The 19,674-nt window shown below is 65.2% G+C and carries 13 protein-coding genes; 5 read left to right on the forward strand and 8 right to left on the reverse strand.

Annotated features, from left to right (window positions below):
* Positions 1–27 precede the first annotated feature (27 nt).
* The 3 genes from ASE70_RS03545 to ASE70_RS03555 are packed head-to-tail and all read right to left on the reverse strand — an operon-like array spanning position 28 to position 4,312.
* Positions 28–1,518 carry a tryptophan halogenase family protein gene (locus ASE70_RS03545; RefSeq protein ID WP_056501451.1) on the reverse strand — a complete coding sequence of 497 codons (1,491 nt, stop codon included), beginning with the start codon at positions 1,516–1,518 and terminating at the stop codon, positions 28–30.
* Positions 1,515–2,825: a tryptophan 7-halogenase gene (locus ASE70_RS03550; protein WP_056501452.1), complete on the reverse strand. Its 1,311-nt coding sequence runs from the start codon at positions 2,823–2,825 to the stop codon at positions 1,515–1,517. Before ASE70_RS03550 ends, ASE70_RS03545 begins: the two co-directional genes overlap by 4 nt.
* Positions 2,822–4,312, reverse strand: coding sequence for a tryptophan halogenase family protein (locus ASE70_RS03555; RefSeq protein WP_056501455.1), 1,491 nt, complete (start codon positions 4,310–4,312; stop codon positions 2,822–2,824). Before ASE70_RS03555 ends, ASE70_RS03550 begins: the two co-directional genes overlap by 4 nt.
* Positions 4,313–4,514: 202 nt before the next feature.
* On the opposite strand from ASE70_RS03555, the gene ASE70_RS03560 reads away from it, so the two are divergent.
* Positions 4,515–7,817, forward strand: coding sequence for a TonB-dependent receptor (locus ASE70_RS03560; protein ID WP_156347296.1), 3,303 nt, complete (start codon positions 4,515–4,517; stop codon positions 7,815–7,817).
* Positions 7,818–8,719: 902 nt separating this feature from the next.
* Here the strand turns inward: ASE70_RS03560 and ASE70_RS20525 are convergent.
* Positions 8,720–11,164 (reverse strand): S8 family serine peptidase, encoded by a 2,445-nt coding sequence (locus ASE70_RS20525; RefSeq protein WP_056501458.1) that lies wholly within the window; start codon positions 11,162–11,164, stop codon positions 8,720–8,722.
* A gap of 651 nt (positions 11,165–11,815) precedes the next feature.
* Positions 11,816–12,661 (reverse strand): TrmB family transcriptional regulator, encoded by an 846-nt coding sequence (locus ASE70_RS03570; RefSeq protein ID WP_056501461.1) that lies wholly within the window; start codon positions 12,659–12,661, stop codon positions 11,816–11,818.
* A 386-nt stretch (positions 12,662–13,047) separates the two neighbouring features.
* Between ASE70_RS03570 and ASE70_RS03575 the strand changes: the two genes are divergently transcribed.
* A complete protein-coding gene (locus tag ASE70_RS03575) occupies positions 13,048–14,181 on the forward strand; it encodes a Gfo/Idh/MocA family protein (protein WP_056501466.1) in 1,134 nt (377 codons plus the stop codon).
* A gap of 111 nt (positions 14,182–14,292) precedes the next feature.
* Positions 14,293–16,104, forward strand: a complete 1,812-nt coding sequence (locus ASE70_RS03580; RefSeq protein WP_056501467.1) for a glycoside hydrolase family 15 protein — start codon at positions 14,293–14,295, stop codon at positions 16,102–16,104.
* Positions 16,105–16,178: 74 nt separating this feature from the next.
* Here ASE70_RS03580 and ASE70_RS03585 read toward each other — a convergent pair whose 3' ends face one another.
* From ASE70_RS03585 to ASE70_RS03595, 3 genes are read right to left on the reverse strand one after another with little or no spacing between them, the layout of a single operon-like run.
* The gene (locus tag ASE70_RS03585; protein ID WP_056396180.1) at positions 16,179–16,604 is read right to left on the reverse strand and encodes a TadE/TadG family type IV pilus assembly protein; all 426 of its coding nucleotides are present in this window, start codon (positions 16,602–16,604) and stop codon (positions 16,179–16,181) included.
* On the reverse strand, positions 16,601–17,077 hold the full coding sequence (locus ASE70_RS19470; protein WP_056501471.1) for a TadE family protein: 477 nt from the start codon (positions 17,075–17,077) through the stop codon (positions 16,601–16,603). The genes ASE70_RS03585 and ASE70_RS19470 overlap by 4 nt, the downstream gene beginning before the upstream one ends.
* A 41-nt stretch (positions 17,078–17,118) precedes the next feature.
* Positions 17,119–19,074 (reverse strand): hypothetical protein, encoded by a 1,956-nt coding sequence (locus ASE70_RS03595; RefSeq protein ID WP_235519561.1) that lies wholly within the window; start codon positions 19,072–19,074, stop codon positions 17,119–17,121.
* On the opposite strand from ASE70_RS03595, the gene ASE70_RS20530 reads away from it, so the two are divergent.
* Both ASE70_RS20530 and ASE70_RS03600 read left to right on the forward strand, forming a co-directional pair.
* On the forward strand, positions 18,955–19,200 hold the full coding sequence (locus ASE70_RS20530; protein ID WP_235519565.1) for a hypothetical protein: 246 nt from the start codon (positions 18,955–18,957) through the stop codon (positions 19,198–19,200). The two genes, ASE70_RS03595 and ASE70_RS20530, sit on opposite strands and share 120 nt — an antisense overlap.
* A gap of 37 nt (positions 19,201–19,237) precedes the next feature.
* Entirely contained in the window at positions 19,238–19,546 is a 309-nt protein-coding gene (locus ASE70_RS03600) for a hypothetical protein (protein ID WP_056501475.1), read from the forward strand.
* The last annotated feature ends 128 nt before the right edge of the window (positions 19,547–19,674 follow it).

Consider the following 19,674-nt stretch of genomic DNA (forward strand, 5'->3'; position numbering starts at 1 on the left):
CCGGATCGACGGGCGGTCTGGCCCCGGTCATTTCAGCCGCGTCAGCACCGCGCCATGTTGCGGCAGGGTCGCGACCGCCGCCGCCGTCGCGCTGCGCATCTGGCGGATCGCGGGGAGCAGGCGTTCCTCGTCGAGCGCGTCGGCCACGGGATCGTACCCGACCGGTTCGACCCCCTGCCCCAGCAGCACCGCGACCCAGCTGGGCGTCGCGAACAACTCGTCCTCGTAGCGGAAGATGCGGCCCTTTTGCCGGAACAGCTCGATCTTGCGGGTCAGGCTGTCGGGGACGTCCATGGTGCCGACATGGTTCCAGAACGGGGAGTCGTCGCGCACGGTCGCATGATAATGGAGGATGATGAAGTCGCGGATCGACCGGTAATTGTCGGCCATCTGCCGATTATATTCGTCGCGCTCGACGGGCGAAAAGCCCCGATCGGGGAACAGCGCGAACAGTTTCGATATCCCCTGCTGGATCAAGTGGATGCTGGTGGATTCGAGCGGTTCGAGGAACCCGCCCGACAGGCCGATCGCGACGACATTGCCCGCCCACATCGCATCGCGCTGCCCGGCGGTGAACGACAGGCGACGCGGGGTCGCGGTGGGCGCGGCGTCGAGGCGGCTTAGCAGCAACGCCTCCGCCGCATCGTCATCCATGTAGCGGCTGGCATAGACCACGCCGTTGCCGGTGCGATGCTGCAACGGGATACGCCATTGCCAGCCGGCGGCATGCGCAGTCGCGCGGGTATAGGGCAGCACCGGTTCGGTGCGTTCGGTGGGCACTGCGATGGCACGGTCGCACGGCAGCCAGTGCGACCAGTCCTCGAACCCGACCCCCATCGCCTCGCCCAGCAACAGGCTGCGAAAGCCCGAGCAGTCGATGAACAAGTCGCCCTCGACCCGGCGGCCATCGTCGAGGCGGACGGCGGCGACATGGCCGTTGGCGCTATGCTCGACGGCGACGATGCGCCCCTCGATCCGGGCGACGCCGTCCGCTTCGGCGCGGCGGCGCAGGAACCGGGCATAGAGGGTGGCGTCGATATGATAGGCATGGGCGATGCCCGACAGCGGCGATCGCGGGTCGGGATGCGGCGGGCCGAACGCATTGGCGCGCGCGGCGACGGTCGCCGGCGAATAATCGCCGATCGGGCCGATGCCGTCCTGCCCCTTCAGCTTTGCCCAGAGCTGGTGGAAATTGACCCCCTCGATATCGCGACCGAAGTTGCCAAAGGGGTGAAAATAGCGGCTATCGGCAGTGTGCCAGCCGGCGAATTCGATGCCGAGTTTGAAGCTGCCGCGCGTTTCGCGCAGGAATTCGACTTCGTCGATGCCGAGCAGCTTGTTGAAGTTCAGGATCGAGGGAATGGTCGCCTCGCCCACGCCGACCGTGCCGATCGCGTCGGATTCGACCAGTTTGATACGCCGCCGGCCATCGTCGAGATAGCGGCCGGCGGCGGCGGCGGTCATCCAGCCGGCGGTGCCGCCGCCGATGATGACGACGGTACGGATCGGATCGGTCATGATGGAAACTCCAGCGCGGCGAGGCGCGCGGCAAGCGTGTCGATCGCGCGGGCGGCTTCGGCAGGCGAAAGCGACAGCCCAGCCGGATCGGGTCGTTCGGGGCGTATCCCCTGCCCCAGCAGGACGGCAAGCCATGCGTCGCGGGACACGGTTTCCTCGTCGTCGGTCACGACCTGGCCGCGACGCGCGAACTGCGTGAGCAGGCGGTCGAGCGACGCCGGACGGGGATGCCGGTCAAGACGGTGCCAGAACGGCCCGGTGGTGCGGCCGCCGGCATGATAATGTGTGGCCAGGAAATCGCGCAACCGGTCGGCCCGTTCGCCGGCGCGCCGGTTGATTTCGGCGACCAGCAGCGGTTCGGGGTCGCGGGCGGGCATCAACTCGTGGATCAGCGCCAATTGGGTCAGCGCGAGGGTGAAGCCCATCCGGCCGAGCGGCCCCGGCTGGACCGCGGCATCGCCGATGGCGAGCACCTTACCATCGAACGGCGCGATCAGCCGCCCCGGTACGATCGCGATGCCGTCGCCGCCATTGCCGGCGGTCGCCGTCGCGCCCGGCCAATCGGCGGTCCAGCCGGTCGGGGTAGCGCGATACCGGTCGATCGGGCCGGGATCGGCGACCGGTGGCGATACCGTCAGGCGGGTGGCCGGCAGCGTTGCTGCCCAATCCGCGAACGATGCGGCGTGGCTCAACAGGCGCGGCGGGCCGCTGGCGTCGATGAACAGATCGGCGGTGACATGGGTACCGTCGTGCAGCGCCAGCCGGTCGCCGTCGAACGCGGCGAACGCGGCGACCGGACGCACACCGGCCTGACCGGCGATGCTGCCCAGCACCTGCGCGAACCGGCCGGGGTCGATCTGCAATGCCGGCTCGATACGCGGATCGACGATACCGGCGCTCGCGGCGACGCAGGCAGGAATCAGTTCATCGAAACGGCGAAGCCCATGCGCGCGCAGCCAGACGGCGTGCAGCCGTCCTTCGGGAAGGGTCGCAGCACTGTCGTCCCCGACCATCCACGCGCCGCCATCGCGACTCCACGCATCGAACCGGGTGGCGAGGCGCGGACGGGCGATGCCCTTTGCCAGCAACCGTTCGGGTGACAGACCGAGCGTCGCCAGCAGGTCGTGGGTGGCGGGCAGTGCGATCGGGAAGCGGTCGGCCAGTGCGTCGGGCGCGACGGGCGCGGGAACGAGGGTGATCGTGGCACTGGGAAGCGCCTGGGCAAAGGCGACCGCGGCGATCAGCGCGACCGGGCCGCCGCCGACGACCGCGACCGACCGCAGCTGCTGGCGGACGTTGCCGGTCACAGGCCGAGTGCCGCGTCATGGCCGGGCATCGCCCTGACCCGGTCGGCGATCGCCTGTGCCAACGAGCCGAGTGCCCGGTCGAGGCCGGCCGCGTCGGGCTGGTCGGCGCGCGGGTCCCAACCGGTGGGCACGACCCGCTGACCGAGATAGACCGCGACCCAGCTGGGTTCGAGAAACAGACCATGGCCATAGCGGGCGACCTGCGCACTGCCGCGCCACAAGGCCAGCTTGTCGGCCAGCGTGTCGGGGATCGTCATCGTGCGCACATGATTCCAGAAGGGCGAATCGGCGCGCTCGGTCGCATGATAGTGAAGGATCAGGAAGTCGCGGATGCGGTCATATTCGGCATCGATCGCGGCGTTGAAGCCGTCGCGATCGGCTGGCGCGACGCGGGTGTCGGGGAAATGCTCGATCAGCGACGTGATCGCCGCCTGCACCAGATAGATGCTCGTCGATTCGAGCGGTTCCAGAAAGCCCGAGGCGAGACCCACCGCAACGACATTGCCGCTCCAACTGCGGCGACGGCGTCCGGCCCTGAACCGCAACGGGCGCGGGTCGGCAAGCGGTTCGCCATCAAGGCCCGCGAGCAGCGCGGCGACGGCTTCGTCGTCGCTGCAGTGGGCGCTGGCATAGACATAGCCATTGCCGACCCGGTGGCGCAGCGGAATGCGCCAGCGCCATCCGGCCGGCATGGCCGTTGCCCGCGTATAGGGTTCGATCGGGCCGGACGGGCTGGCGCAGGGGACGGCGACCGCACGGTCGCAGGGCAACCAGTGCGACCAGTCCTCCCACGGCTCCGCGAGCGTTTCGCCGAGCAGCAGCGAGCGAAAGCCCGAACAGTCGACGAACAAGTCCCCCTCGATCCGGCGACCGTCGTCCAGCTCGACCGCCGCGACGCTGTCGCCCTGGCGGTCGGCACCGACGATCCGGCCCTCGATCCGGGTCACCCCGCGCGCCTCGGCCCAGTCGCGCAGGAACGGGGCGAAGCGGGTCGCATCGAACTGATAGGCATAGCCGAACGACGTCGTCGGATCGCCCGGATCGTTGCCGGGGCGTTCGAAGCGGCGGCGTTCGGCGGCGACCACCCCGGCGGAAAAGGCACCGATCGGCTGGACCGCGCCGGCCCGGTCGCGCCGCAACCAGTAATGGTGAAAGGCGACCCCGGCGAGCGGACGGCCATAGGTGCCGAACGGATGGATATAACGGTCGCCGATCCGGCCGAAATCGCGAAACTCGATGCCGAGCTTATAGGTCGCGTCGGTCGCGGCCATGAACGCACGCTCGTCGATGCCGAGCCGTTCGAGGTAGAGGCGCAGATGCGGCAAAGTCGCCTCGCCGACCCCGACAATGCCGATCGCTTCCGATTCGACCAGCGTCACGTCGCACGCCGCCGGCAGCAGGCCGACGAGTCCGGCAGCGGTCATCCATCCGGCGGTGCCACCACCGACGACGACGACCCGGACCTTGCGCCCCTCTCCCTGTTTCATGCCGCTCCGTCTCACAAGTGTCGCCGTAGTGCCACAGTGGATTGGCGATCATCCTTAATTAAAGCAACTTGCAATATTTCTGTTGTGTTGCCGAATTGAGGTAACTAGCGAGAGAAATCGTTCGTCGTCATCGAGCGTACAAGGTTGAGTCCCGCCAATGGGACGTCCGGGGAGAGGAAGCGTGATGGGGAAGCAATTCGCCATGAATGGTTTGAATACGCGCAAGCGGCTGGGCACGACGGCGTCGTTGCTGGCGCTGACGGTCGCGGTGCAGCTGGCAGCGACGGGCGCGATGGCGCAGACGACGGTTGCGCCGGCATCGCGCGACGACCAGTCGACACCGCAGACGGATACGTCGCAAACCGACAATTCGGTTCCGGCCGGTGCCGGCGCGGGCAAGCGTCCGGTTTCGGGCAGCATGTCGATCGACAACCAGTCCGCTCCCGAGCAGTCGAACGTCACGGTAGCGGACGTCCAGACCCCGGCAGCCGATCAGGCGAGCGGCGATGACATCGTTGTCACCGGCCTGCGCCAGTCGCTGGCGAACGCGCAGTCGATCAAGCGCAATGCTGACACCGTTGTCGACGCGATTACCGCCGAGGATATCGGCGCGCTTCCCGACCGGTCGGTCAACGAAGCGCTGCAGCGCGTACCGGGCGTCGCGATCACCCGCTTTGCCGCTGCGACCGACACCGCACACTTTTCGGTCGAAGGGTCGGGCGTTACCATCCGAGGCCTTTCCTATGTCCGTGGCGAATTCAACGGCCGCGACAGCTTCGGCGTCAGCGGCGGTCGCGAGATCGGCTTCAACGACGTGCCGACCGAACTGGTCGGATCGGTCGAGGTGTACAAGAACCTGACCGCCGACATGATCGAAGGCGGCATTTCGGGTTCGGTCAACATCAACACCCGCAAGCCGTTCGATACCAAGGAAACGCTGATCTACCTGTCGGGTAGCGTCAACTATGGCGACTATAACGGCCGCAGCGAGCCGGCGGTGGTCGGCCTGTTCTCGAAGCAGTGGGACATCCCGAGTGGCGGCCGATTCGGCATCATGGCCAGCGGCAGCTACAACCGGCAGCGCAGCCGGTCGGACTCGGTATTCTATTCGTCGTTCCTGCCGCGCTTCAACGACGACACCAACCAGAACGGCCAGCAGGATGGCAGCGAAGGCCGCATCCTGAACCCGGGTACGCCGTACCAGTCGACGCTGTGGGACCGCTATCCGGTGCCGGCGGGTCGCGACTCCGTGTACGTGCCGCTGGGCGCGGGCATGCGCATGCAGGAATTCGACCGCAAGCGCGTCGGCTATTCGGGCGCAGCGCAGTATGAGAACGCGTCGCGCAGCCTGTTGGTCACCGCACAGTTCCTGCGCGCCGAATCGTCGCAGAGCTGGCTCGACCGTACCGTCGAACCCAACGTCTATTACGGCGATGCGAACCAGATCTTCCCGCAAGGCTATAACTCGTTCGCGCCGGTTGCCGGACAGACCTTCAGCCAGCCGACCTATAACGACGACGGCCTGTTCACCAGCGGGACGCTGATCAAGCAGTTCGGCGGTCAGTACACGACGCTCGGCAACCGCTATTTCCAAACCGACGGGTTCACGCAGGACCAGTCGCTGAACGTCAAGTGGGACCCGACCGACCGCCTGCACCTGAACTTCGATGGGCAGTATGTCTATTCGAAGGCACGCGATTCGGACGACGTGGTCGAACTGGCGACCTTCAGCGGCGTCAACATCGACGGGCGCGGCGACGTGCCGCAGATCACGCTGGTCCCGCCGGGCAACCAGGCGATCGGTCCGTATTTCGCGAGCCAGACCAACACCTTCATTCGCGATGCGATGAATAACCGCACGCATAGCGACGGCGACGAATGGGCGTTCCGCGCCGATGCGCAATATGACGTGTCGGAAGACTCGTTCCTGCGCAAGGTTCGCGTCGGTGGCCGCTACACCACCCGCGACCAGACGGTGAAGGCGAACGACTACAACAACTGGGGCGCGGTGTCGGACACCTGGACCTCGGGCCTTGCAACCGTCGATCGGTATCGTGACAGCATGACGCCGGTCAACTTCGCCGACTTCTATCGCGGCGAAGCGGTCCAGCCGCCGGTAGTCTGGGGCATTCAGGACGGCGTCCTTACCAACCATGACGCGCTCACCGCGCTGTTGCGTACCGCCACCCGCCAGGGCGGCGGCGGCTATACTCCGCTGGAGGATCGCGGTGCCAACCTGATCGACGGCTTCTTCCGGCCGAGCGAGGTCTATCGCATCACTGAGAAGACCTATTCCGGCTATGCCCGTCTCGACTTCGGCGTCGACAACATTGGCGGCGGCGAGGGCAATGTGTCGGGTAACATCGGCGTGCGCTTCGTCCACACCGAGGACCAGTCGTTCGGTGGCACCACCTTCCCGAACATCGCCAATACGCTGGGCGGGTTCCCGACCGTCGCCGCGTTCTGCGCCAGCCCGAACACCAACAACCAGGTCCGCCCGATCTGTACGGTGTCCGCGGCCCAGCAGGCGGCGATCGTCGCCTTCTCGAACAGCGGCAACGCCTCCGACGTCGCAAGCCAGTCTTTCGACAAGTGGCTGCCGAGCCTGAACATCAAGTTCCAGCCCAACTCGCAGCTGCTGTTCCGCCTTGCGGCATCGAAGGCGATCTCGCGGCCGGGCTTCACCGACCTGCGCAACTTCGTCGGGCTCAACCCGTCGTCGGCGAACACGACCGGCATCTACGGCTTCAGTGCCAATTCGCGGAACCCGTTCCTGAAGCCGATCGACGCCAAGCAAGTCGACGTGACCGCCGAATGGTATTTCGCCAAGGTGGGCTCGCTGACCGCGGCGGTGTTCTACAAGCAGCTGTCGAACATCGTCCTCGACAATTTCGGGTATAGCCGCAGCTTCACGAACAACGGCCAGACCTTTGCCGCGACGATCAACGGCCCGGTCAACGTGCCCGGCAATGCCGACATCAAGGGTGCGGAGCTGTCGTACCAGCAGACCTACGACTTCCTGCCCGGCGCACTGCGCGGACTGGGGTCGCAGGCCACCTTCACCTATATCGATGCAGGCAAGATCCCGAATGCAGTGCCGGACAACCGGCCCGAGGACGGCAACCGTCCGCCGCTCGACGTTGCGGGGCTGTACGACAACCTGCCGCTGTCGCAGCTGTCGAAGTACAACTTCAACGTCTCGGCCTTCTACGATCTGGCCGGTGTCTATGCGCGTGTCGCGTATAGCTGGCGGTCGAAGTATCTGCTGACCAATCGCGACTGCTGCTTCCCGTTCCTGCCGGTCTATGCGCTGGCAACCGGGCAGATGGACGCATCGCTGTTCTACACGGTCAATCCGCAGTTCAAGATCGGCGTCCAGGTCCAGAACCTGCTCGATGCGACCACGCGGACTACGTTCGTACTGAACGACGAAGGCCAGGAAGCACCACGTTCGTACTTCAAGAGCGATCGCCAGTTCCAAGTGAGCGCCCGCCTGACGCTCTGACCTACCCTCCTCTCCTGAGAATGGGGTCGCGACTTCTGTCGCGGCCCTTTTTTTGTATGCGATGATCCGCGTTGCTACGGTGGTCGGGAGGCGTCGTGCGCCGGACATCTTGCGGTAGCGGTGGTAGCCGGGATGCTGGTCGCCTTTGACAAAGGCGCGGTCGGGGCAGTCCGTTTCGGACTCTGCGACCCGCCATACGGACGCTCCTATCACCGGTCGGATAGAGGTGCTCGGCCAGGTATCAGGTCGATGGGGCGCTGTCCGTGTAACGCGAACCGTGTCCTGCCCGGCAGCTGACATCCTGTTCGCCCGCGTTGCCGAGCTCCTTCATCGCCACACGGCAGGACCACAGCCCATCGGTTGCGATCGCTTCCGGCGTGCCATGACGCTTGCGCGTAGAGGCCGCGCTCGAACAACAGGTCGTCGACGTTCCGCAGCGACAGCGGGAAGCGCGCCTGCATCCGTACGAATAGCCAGGTCGCCTGCGACGACTGGTCAAGGAGCGAACCGGACCGGATGGCTTGCAAGTACACGGCACACCCTCGGCCTACCCTACTCGGCCGCCAGCCGGCGCATCCCATTGGGCATGGTTTTGCCAACGACCGCGCGATCGAAGCGACCGTCGATGCGCCGCCGGGGCGGTGAAGTCGGCAATGCAGGCGGCCGATGGGTACGCCTTCGACATGGGAGCAGCGCTGTCCCGCGCCGTCGCGGTCGACCGCATCAGCCAGCGTTTACAGCATGGCGTCGAACATGCCGGTCGCCGGGCAGCGTGGGTAGCGGCGGATCGCATTGTTCGACGTTCGACAGGCAAATACTGCCACGGCGTGATCCGCACACGCGTTAAAAACTGTTCCCGGCACTGCTTGGCCGCGCCGGAACGTCCGGCGCGGCCCGTTCGATCAGCCGTGTAGTCCGGCCGTCGCGTCATTCAGGACATAGACGTAATACCCGTCGTTCATCCCGACGAACTTCAACCCGGACGCCGGATCGACGCCGTCGAGCTGCACCCGGTCGCCGCGACTGGATGCGTCGAGGTTGAGCACACCGTCCTTGCCGAAGGTGATGATGCCGTCGCCATTCCCGTCGCGCAGCGCACGGTTGACCAACAGACGGTCACCCTTCGAGAAATCAGTGATGCGGTCGAAGCCCGACGTTCCCTTGTTATCGAAGAAGAAGACGTCGTTGCCGGCACCACCGGTCAGCACGTCATTGCCCTTGCCGCCATCGAGCCAATCGTTGGCCGCGCCGCCATCGAGCAGGTCGTCGCCGCCCAGGCCGAACAGCTTGTCGCTACCCCGCATGCCGTACAGCTTGTTGGCGGTGCCGTTGCCGGTCAACGCGTCGTTGCCGTCACCGGTAACGGCGTTTTCGATGACCGTACCGCGACCGATGGCGAACGCCTTCTGGTCGCCGAAGCTGGCACCTCCGCCATTACCGGCCAGGTTCAGGACGACGTCGCTCGTCACCGCAGCGGCGTTGATCCAGTCGATGCCACCGTCGCGATCGACCAGCATGGTGCGGCCGCTCTCGCCGGCAACCGCTGCCATCGTGAAGAATTCATCGGTGTAGCTGTACAGGTCGTCGTTCGTGACGGCTGCTCCGAAGAAGTTCAGTTTGATGCTGTTCATGATCGACTGAAAGTCGAGGACCGGATCGGTGAACGTGACCGTCCACTCCCCGACCGACGTTTCGCCCCGGAATCCTGCAAGCCCGATCACTTCGGTGCCGGGACCGTTTTTGCCCGGACCGAAATTGCTTGGCTCGGAGGCCATGCTCACATTGTAGCTGACGCCCGTCGGCGAGGTCACGATGATATCGAATGCCCGGGTGTAGTTCAAAAATGCTTCAGGCGTCGAATAGCTGAAGAAAACATCGAGATGCTCGATATTCACATCTTCCGTCACGTTGATCTTGAACACCGTGGGCGTCGTTTTCACGCTGCTGTTGCCGGTTTCCGGATTGAAAACGAACTCCGGCAGGACGACGGGCGTATTGAATGCGACTGACGTCGAGGAAACGACTTCATTTGCCGACGTCTTGGCGGTTCCGAACAGGCTCCACACTTCGGCCATCCTGACCGCGTTGAAGGCGTTCAGCGCGCCATAGCCATAATCGGTGCTGTAATGATGCCCGCCGCCATTGACCGAGCCGGCTTCGGCACCGGTCACCTTGAACCGGTCCTCGTTGAAGGACACGGTGAGGGGGCGACCATTGGTTTCGATCGTGGTGGAAACCGGCCCGGTATCGAACGCCACCGGAAGCGTGGCCGATGCGGCGAGAATATCCTTCACATCGCGCCAGCCCAATTGGTCGTTCGCGTCGAGCATCAGGGCGATCACACCGCTGGTGATCGGCGTGGCCGCCGACGTTCCTCCGAAATCATCGGTATAGTCCAGGTCGCCGCCCGGATCGCTGGTCAGGTTATACCCCTCATATCCCTTGGCATCGCTCGACCATATTCCGGTGCCGCCGACGTTGCGATAGTCGCTGGACGGCGCGCTGATCAGCAGTTGCGCGCCCCGCGCGCTATAGGCCGATGCGAAACCATCCGCTTCGCGATAGGCGGCCACCGAAATCCAGTGCCGGTCCGTCGACACGGATTCCCCTTCGCCGTCCACGCCATAGGGCGTCGGATCGTTGTTCAGGATGGTGCCGTAATTGCCCGCCGCCTTGACGGCGATGGTACCCAGACCACCGCGTCCGGTAGCAGCGGTGCTTTCGAGCGCATCGATCAACAACGCCGCGCGGCTGCCTTCCAACGCGCGGTTCGCGGTGGGGAAGTGCGACGGTTCGCCGCCCCAGCTATGATTCGTGATGTCGAACTTGTTGCCCTGCGCGAACGCACTGAGGAAACGGGTCTGATCCTCGACGTTGATGAAGATGCCGGGGTCGAGCTTGCCCCCCGAATAGGGATCGAAGATATTGATCCCGGTGATCTTCGCATCATACGCGATTCCGACCGTGCCTTCGCCGTCACGGGCCGCCGCGATCAACCCGGCAACGGCGGTGCCGTGGGGCCCGGCGATCGGCCGGTAGGTCCCGTTGTAGCGCACGCCATCGACGACGACTTCGTTGCTGGCATCATAGTTCGCGGCAATCTCCGCTACCCGCGTATCGATGCCGGAATCATAGACGCCGACCTTTACGCCCTTGCCGGTATATTCTTCCCACAGCTTGGCGATGCCGCCGAGCTTGCCCAGGTGCCACTGATTGGCGGCGATTGGATCGGTCAGGCCCGGTGCCGTGAAGGTGGCATCGGTCGTCGCAGCGGCCGCCTTCAGCAGGCTATCGGCACCGCTGAACGATTCTGCGTCATTTTCCTTGGACCATCCAGCGATCTTCAAGCTTGGACCGCCGCTCCATCCAACGCTGTACGTGCTCATGATATTAACCCCCCGTTCGGTTGATGATCCGTCGCCCCCCTGGCTCGGCCCCTTGGAAAAAAGGACCAACGAACGGGCGGCTACAGTATACTTTCGTTCACCGAGTATGATTAGCGATTACTACTAACCGATTGTCAACTGCAATATGGCGGGCACCGTCGCTTCATCGGGCGGGACCAAAGGCCGGGTGGACAAGCGTCATCGCCAGATCGCGCGCGGCGATCGTAGTTATACAGGCGCAGCACCTGCCCGACGCAGCCGATCTTCGCCGCAATCGATGTCATAGTCGATCAGCGTAATGGATGAGCCTGCTCGTGCTTCAGCACCGCCGGGCATCTGGCGCGAGCGAGAACCGGTTCGTGGCGTTGCTCGTCACCGCCCCCTCCCCGCCGGCCACGGGGCGTCTGACGCGCCTCTTAGAGCCTGTTTGAAAACTCGCGGTAGAGCGAGTTTTGCAGGCGGTGCCGGCCCGCTCCCCCTCCCGGCCATCCATCAGGATACCGTGTGGGTGGCCGGGAGAGGGTAGCCCAGCAAAGTATTACTTTGCTGGGACCCGAGGGGGAGCGGGCCGGCACCGCAAAAATGCGCTACGGCGCATTTTCAAACGGACTCTTAGCGCTCCTGCTCGTTCAGCAAGGACTTCAGGCCGGGCGGTGTCGACCCTTGTAACGACAGATGCCGCAACGGATCGGATACGTCGGCGCGCAATGCGACCAGCCGGATATCGGCGGCGACGGCGCTATGAAAGATGCAGCTGAGAAACACGCTATCGGTCCAGACACCGTTCAGCACCGTCGTCATGTCACGCGACAATTGCGCGACCAGATACTGGCAGCCATCGGCGATGATGATCAGTCCCAGTCCCGGCCAGCGCGAGGAGACCAGATCGGCCGCATCCCTGTTCAGCGGCATGTCCGGTCCGGCATCGCCCGGCCGGTACGCGATCCCGGCGATGGTGACCCCCCGCGCGCGAACCGCCTCGACCTCGTCGCGCAGCAGGTCGTAGATTTCCGGGAAGAAATCGATCAGCACGATCTCCCTGGCCGATTCCAGCATAGCGCGGGCACGCTCGAAGATTTGCTGCACGCCCTGCACCGAATAGACGCGTTCGTCGCTCTGGGGTTTGTATACCGCCTCCAGCTTCGCCAGCGCGGAGGCATGCCGTTCCTCGAACGACTCCTGCAGCATCTTCAGCAGGTGCTGCGGGGAAATCGGGCTGTAGGTCCGCTTGTCCTCGAGATCGTCGCTGACCAGTACCGCCCCCTTCTGGGTCAGGCTGTTCAGCGCCTGATAGACATTCGCCGCCGCCTTGCCGATACGCTGGGCGAGCCGGTATCCCGACGCCGAACCCGTGCGGAGCAATTCGCAATACAGCCGCGATTCCAGTTCGGTAAAGCCGAACGAGGTCAAGGCGAAGTCGGCCGAGCTGTCCTGATTCATCGCCTGCAGAATGCTCATCCGTTGCCGTTGCCCCGCTGACTATTCCGGACGGGGAAGACGGGTCAAGCAGGACGGACCGCCCGTACCCAACGAAACTCGCCGTTCCGATAGGTACGGAACGATGTGGATGGCCGGAACCATACGCCCGGATGACCGCCGCGGAGGCACCCCCCTGCTTTCATCCACCCGAGCGTGGCAATCGTTCCTTCGAAGGCAGGAAAGCAAGCGAAAGCACCGAGAACCGATCGTCAGCCTTCTGACGGAGGCCGAGGTGGACCAACTGCCCGACGAACACCGCCCCCGAACCGGACCGCCCGCTCCTCCCGGACGCTTTGGCAGCCCATTGGAACAATTGCACCACCTGAGGCGGTTGCGACGCTCGTAAAACGACAGGTGAGTTAGTTATGGGCATTATGTCGGCACTCGGTCTGGGCGGACGCAAGGTGCGCTATGCGATCGTCGGGTTGGGCGATATCGCGCAGGAAGCGCTGATGCCCGGCGTCGACCATACCGGCAATTCGGAGATGACCGCGCTGGTATCGGGCGATCCCGAAAAGCTGGGGGCACTCGGCGAGCGGTACGGCGTGGCCGCCCGCTATTCGTACGAACAGTTTCCCGAGTTGCTTCAGTCGGGCACGATCGACGCGCTCTATCTGGCGACCCCGAACTGGCGGCATGCCGAATTCGCGGTGCCCGCGCTGGAGGCGGGCATCCATGTCTTGTGCGAGAAGCCGATCGAGGTTTCGGCGGACCAGGCGCGCGCGATGATCGCGGCGGCGGAGCGTGGCGGTGCCAAGTTGATGACCGCCTATCGCCTGCATTTCGAACCGGCGACGCTGGATGCTATCCGCCGCATCCGCGCGGGCGAACTGGGCGATCTGGTCGCCTTCACCGCCTGTTTCATCCAGATGGTCGATCCCGCCAATCACCGCGCGACCAACGGAATCGAGGCGGGGCCGCTGTTCGACATGGGGGCCTATCCGATCAACGCGATTCGCTATCTGTTCGGCGACGAACCGGTCGAGGTCGTGTCGGCCGTGGGGGTGCGCCATGCGGAAGCGGGACTGGGCGATCTCGACGATACGATCGCGGTAACGCTGCGCCTGCCCGGCGACCGGCTCGCGCAATTCACCGTCGGCTATTATGGCAACAGCGTCGACAGCTTCACCATCGCCGGGACCAAGGGGTCGATCGAGATGAACCCCGCCTTCGGTTTCGGGCAGGGGCTGGAGCAGTATCGCCAGATCAGCGAGGAGCAGTCGCACAAGACCTATAAGGAAACCGACCAGTTCGGCGGCGAATTGCGCTATTTCTCCGACTGCATCCTGAACGATCGTACCCCCGAGCCCGATGGCGAGGAAGGGCTGGCCGACCTGCTGGTGATCGAGGCGATCGTGGAGGCGCTGCGGTCCGGCGGCCCGGTACCGATCGAGCCTCTGGCGCGCACGCGGCGCATCGACCCCGATGCGCAGGAACAGACGCTGCGCCCGGTATCGGCACCCAAACCGGTCAACGCTGCCTCGCCGACCGGCGCCTGACGCGCCGCCCGGCATTACAGGAGAGCCGCATGTCTCATTCCGCCGCGCTGCACGCCGATCCAGTCGCGATCGGCGCGGCGGAAGCCATGCGCCCTCGCAACGGGCGCGATCATGGTTGAGCCGCTGCGCGCGATCGGCGACCATGGCATCGTCGGCGATCTGGAAACGGCGGCACTGGTCGCGCGAGATGCGACGATCGACTATCTGTGCTGGCCGTCGCTCGACAGCCCGACGATCTTCGCCGAACTGCTCGACGCCGAAGACGGCGGGTCGTTCACGCTGGTGCCGATGCTCGATCGGCCACAGCACCTGCAACTCTATGTGCCCGATACCAATGTGCTGCTGACGCGGTGGATGGCGGAGGATGGCAGCGCCGAGGTCAGCGACCTCATGCCGCTGTCCGACGCGCGCGTGCATCCCGATTGCAACGCCCGGTGCCTGATCCGCCGGGTGACGGTGACGCGCGGGTCGATCCGGTTCCGGGTCCGGTGTGCGCCGCGGTTCGACTATGCCCGCGAGATCCCCGGCGTGGCGGCGGTCGATGGCGGCATTCGCTTCGCCGGTCGCGACCTTGCGTTGCGGCTGTTCGCGTCGGTGCCGCTGACCGTCGAAGCCGATGCGGCCAGCGCCGACTTCACGCTGGAGCGCGGGCAGAGCGCGTGGTTCCTGCTCGGCGAGGATCGACTGTCGCGGCCGAGCGACGATCTGGTCGATGCCGATATCGCGGCGACCACCGATGCGTGGCGGCGCTGGGCGTCGCAATCCACCTATGACGGGCGCTGGCGTGAGACGATGACGCGGTCGGCGCTGGCGCTCAAGCTGCTGACGTCGGCGCGCCATGGCTCGATCGCGGCGGCCGCGACCTTTGGTTTGCCCGAAGCGACCGGGGCGGGCCGGAACTGGGATTATCGCGCGACGTGGATCCGCGATGCGTCGTTCACCGTCTATGCGTTTCTCCGGCTGGGCTATGTCGCCGAGGCCGAACGGTTCAACCGCTGGGCCGCCGACCGGGTCATGGCAGCGGGGCCCGACGACCCGATCCGCATCATGTACGCGATCGACGGATCGGAGGCGGCGGACGAGCAGGAATTGCCGCATCTGGCGGGCTATGCCGGCAGCCGCCCGGTCCGCATCGGCAACGCGGCGCACGCGCAAAGCCAGCTCGACATCTTCGGCGAGTTGCTCGACAGCGTCTATTTATCGAACAAATACGGGCCCGCGATCAGCCATGACGGCTGGCAGCATCTGCGCGGCATCATCGACCATGTCATCGCGCATTGGCAGGAACCGGACGCCGGTATCTGGGAGATGCGCGGGGAGCCGAGGCACTTCCTGCATTCGCGGTTGATGTGCTGGGTCGCGCTGGACCGGGCGATCCGGCTGGCCAAGAAACGCTCGTTGCCGGCACCGCTGGTCGTCTGGGCCGAATGCCGCGACGCGATCGTCGAGGATGTCTGGACGAATTTCCGGCATCCCGATCACGGCTATTTCGTGCAGGAGCGTGGCGGGCGCGAACTGGATGCGGCGTTGCTGATGATGCCGCTGGTGCGCTTCGTCTCGTCGACCGATCCGGTGTGGCTGCGCACGCTGGACGCGATCGGCGACCAGCTTCGCGACGACGGCCTCGTCTACCGCTATCGCAATGCCGATGGGCTGGAGGGTGGCGAGGGCGCGTTCACGACCTGCACTTTCTGGTATGCCGAGTGCCTGGCGCGGGCCGGTCGGATGGAGGCGGCGCAGACGACGCTTGCCAAGGGCATGGCCTATGGCAACGGGCTGGGCCTGTTTTCCGAAGAGGTCGATCGGGCTGGCCGGCCGCTCGGCAATTTTCCGCAGGCGCTGACCCATCTGGCATTCATCAGCGCGGCCTATTTCATCGATCGGCGTCTCGACCCCGCGTACCGGCCGCATTGGCAACCGTAAGATCGGCTTGCCGTGCTGATCGTCGTAACCGGATGGCGGCACCGACGGCGACGGCCTATCGCGGGCGCGCCCGTTCAGGACTTCAGGACGGGATAACAGCCGAGCCCATGCACGTCGGCAGGCATGGATGGCAGCAAACCGGCTGCGGGTGAATCGAACCGGGTCGACAACGTTACCTTCACCATTCCCGGCGTGGCGTTGCAGACCGTGTTCGATGTCACGTCGATATCGGCCGCGGTCAGCGCCTGCCCATAGCTTTGCGCGCGAGCGATGGCGAAGGCGACGCGGTGCGTCGGCGTATCGCAATCGGTGCCGACCGACGTGCAGCGCGCCGTGCTGAACGCGACTTCGGTCAGCGATTGGCGGATCCACAGAAAGCGCGACCCTTCGATGATACCGAACAGCATGGTGAGGAAAACCGGGGCGAGCAGGGCGAACTCGATGGCGGTCGCGGCCCGCCCGTCGGTCGCGAACGCGATGGTTCGGGTACGAACGGTCATTGCAGCCGCACCACGGCCGATTGCTGCAGCGTCGTGTCGCCAAAAACATCGGAGGGCACGACGGTCGGCCGGTATTGATAGGTGGCCTTCACCTTCAGATAATAGCCGGATGTGGAGACCGCACCCGTGCCGCTGCCGGTGCATGCTTCGCCGCACGTCGCCGTCGCGCGAAACCCACCGGCATCGGTCAGGCAGGCACATTGCCGCGACTGGTTCACGCATGGTGTACTGCCGTCATTGCATTCGATGGTGACCGTCACGTCCGACGCCACGGGTGCGCCGGCGACCGCCGACACCATCGCCGGCAGGCTGGCGTAGGGAACGGTCGACGCGTTCGAAAAGCCGTACACCGCGGCCGATGCGACGCCCGCGCCCAGATTGCTGCGCTGAATGAAGAACATGCCGAAATCGAGCGCAGCGAGCAGGATGGCGAAGACGAAACACGTCAGCAGCGCGAATTCGATCGTCGCCACGCCGCGCCGATCGCGTCGAATGGAGATTCGGCGCAGGATCCTCACCGGATCAGCTCGACTTTGTTGCGGCCGGAGCTGCCACCCCCGCCCCCGCCCCCGCCCCCGCCCGGCAGGCCGACACAGGTCGATCCCGACGTGCTGCCGCCCGACGCGGTGATCCGGTTGGCGATCAGCATGAAACATTGCCCGGCGGACTGGGTCGAATTGCCGCCGCTGATCGTCACATCGGAACCCGGAACGTGGACCACGCCGCTGAAGACGCTGTCCGACCCGCCGCCCCATGTGGTCGCGGTCGATGTCGCGCTGTCGATGAGCACGCTGGTGATCGTCCCCGCCGTCGTGCCATTCGGTGAGGACAGGAGCTTGCTGCGCGCGCCGCCGCTCAGGTTGAGCGTACCCGACAGGACGAAGGTCACGTTCACCCCTGCCATGTCGACATCGCTCGTCGAAACGCCGTCGAGTTGCGTGCCATACGTCTGGTTCGTCACGGCCGACGTAAAGGGCCAAGTGGTGCCGCCGGTGCCGTTCACCAGATCACCGGCAATCGTGTACCGGCCCGCGCCGAACAGCACGGCACCCTTGACGTTCAGGTCGCCGTTGATGCGGTGGTTGGCAGCCCTGCCGAACACCAGCCGGCTGCCACCCTCGCTGGCGACGCTGCCGCCCGCGCTGAACGCGCCATCGCCCATGATCATGATCGCGCTTCCGGCAAGTGCGATCGATCGGCCATTGGCGGCGCGTCCGATACGATAGGTGCCATCGCCCAACGCCAGCGTCGAACCACCGCCGATATCGATGCCGGCAACGACATCGATGTTGCCGGCACCAGCCCACATCCAGCTGCCGCCGCCGATCGAAATCGACCGGAACGCGTGCGCGCCCTTGCCGATGGTCAGCGTCGTGCCGCCCTTCAACGCCAGGTCGCCAGCAATCGAAACGCGGCCATCGCCGATGCGGTTCGCGCCCGAAAAACCCAGCGCACCGCTGCCGATCGAAAGGTTGCCGTTGCCGAAGGTAACGCCGGCACCATCGAACCCGCCATTGATGCTGACGTCGCTGTTGCCGAAGTCGACCTTCGTACCGCCGCCGATCGTGACGCCCCGCGCTACGGTGATGGTCGACTGGTTCTCGAACGTAACGGTCGTATCGCCGGTGATCCGCAATGCGCCGATCGTATATTTCCCGGCCGGCACGATGTAATTCCCGGTACCGCGGCGATAGCGCGCGATATTGGGACTGAAGTCGCTGCCGAATACCCAGTCCTCCCCTGCGGGTGTCGCTGGATCGGCGATGCTGGCGGGCGGGTCATAGGTTCCGATCAGGGCACGCGCGGCGGTAATCTCCGGATTGTCCTGCAACGGATCGGCGATCGTAGTGGCCACCTTGGTACGTTTGTCTGCGGCGGGGACGTTGCCGTTCCACGACGGACTGACGAAATCGACCGCGTACCGAACCGCATCGGCAACGATCGAGCCATAATTGTTCCGGACCGATCCCGCGCCCGAGACGATGTTCTTGGCGGCGATGCGCGAACCGCCGTTGTTGACGTCGCCCACCCCGGCGATTGCGCAGTCCGGGGCGTCGATCGTCGCCCCGCCCGACGTCGACACGGCATCCCCGCTCGACGTCAGGCCGAGGATGCACGGCGCGATACTCTCCGGCGCTTGCAGTCGCGCCGTCGCCGATGCCGCCACCGTATAGCTGCCGCCAAGGCCGATTCCCCTCGCCAGCATGATCGGCACCTGGGTCGTGACGGTCACCAGTACCGCCTTCTCGCCGCGCGTGGGGACGTCGGTCAGCAGTTCCGCCGTGATCGTCGCATCGGGCAGGCCATTGATCCCGGCGAGGTCGCGCGCGGTGGGTGCCAGAATCACGTCTTGTTTCTGAACGTTATAGGCGAGCGCGGCGGCAAGTGCCGCCAGATCCGCCACGCGTTGGTTGACGACCCGCTGCTGCAGGCCGCGGTTGATATCGACAGCAAAGGCGGCAATGCCGATAAGACAAGGCAGGGACAGTGCGCCGATGACCGCGACGGTGCCGCGGCGATCCGCTATCAGACATCTTGGACGACCCCGGAAATCCATTCATTATTTTTAGGAGGAAGAGACTTTATTTGGCGTTAATTATACGCTGCAAAGCGCGGTCCCGCGGATCAACCCCATGTCCAGCTTCATCATGTCCGGCTCCAGGCTCCGCGAGAAGGCGCAGCCCCGGGTAACCGATGCCGAAGTCGTTGATTGCAGTGGCGAAGCCACGTGCGCGACAGGATCCGATGATGCGCAGGACCTGCGGCACGTCGCACATCCGCTCGTCCCCGGTGAACTCGAACAGCAGTTTGGCGGGATCGAACTTGCAGATCATGTCCGGCCCGACGGCAGACCGCACGTCGCGCCCCGACTGCCCGTCCCGCCCCCGGACAGTGATTCACCGGCGAAGATCGAGCCGGTCCCGATGTCGACGATCGGCTGAAACGCCATCATGATGTCCATGCCCAGGGACGCGGCAGTCGGACAGCCGCGGCGGGCGTCCATGGAGACCGACCGACCCGGACCCGGCGACGTCCCTGTCGTAAGGTTCGACCATCTCACCGGATCTGC

Origin of the sequence: Sphingomonas sp. Leaf22 (genome assembly GCF_001421715.1) — a bacterium.
GTDB lineage: Bacteria > Pseudomonadota > Alphaproteobacteria > Sphingomonadales > Sphingomonadaceae > Sphingomonas.

Coding starts and splice junctions, on each gene's coding strand:
- ASE70_RS03545 (WP_056501451.1), bottom strand. CDS start 1,518: ATGACCGATCCGATCCGTACCGTCGTCATCATCGGCGGCGGCACCGCC.
- ASE70_RS03555 (WP_056501455.1), bottom strand. CDS start 4,312: ATGAAACAGGGAGAGGGGCGCAAGGTCCGGGTCGTCGTCGTCGGTGGT.
- ASE70_RS03560 (WP_156347296.1), top strand. CDS start 4,515: ATGAATGGTTTGAATACGCGCAAGCGGCTGGGCACGACGGCGTCGTTG.
- ASE70_RS03570 (WP_056501461.1), bottom strand. CDS start 12,661: ATGAGCATTCTGCAGGCGATGAATCAGGACAGCTCGGCCGACTTCGCC.
- ASE70_RS03575 (WP_056501466.1), top strand. CDS start 13,048: ATGGGCATTATGTCGGCACTCGGTCTGGGCGGACGCAAGGTGCGCTAT.
- ASE70_RS03580 (WP_056501467.1), top strand. CDS start 14,293: ATGGTTGAGCCGCTGCGCGCGATCGGCGACCATGGCATCGTCGGCGAT.
- ASE70_RS03585 (WP_056396180.1), bottom strand. CDS start 16,604: ATGACCGTTCGTACCCGAACCATCGCGTTCGCGACCGACGGGCGGGCC.
- ASE70_RS03600 (WP_056501475.1), top strand. CDS start 19,238: ATGTCCAGCTTCATCATGTCCGGCTCCAGGCTCCGCGAGAAGGCGCAG.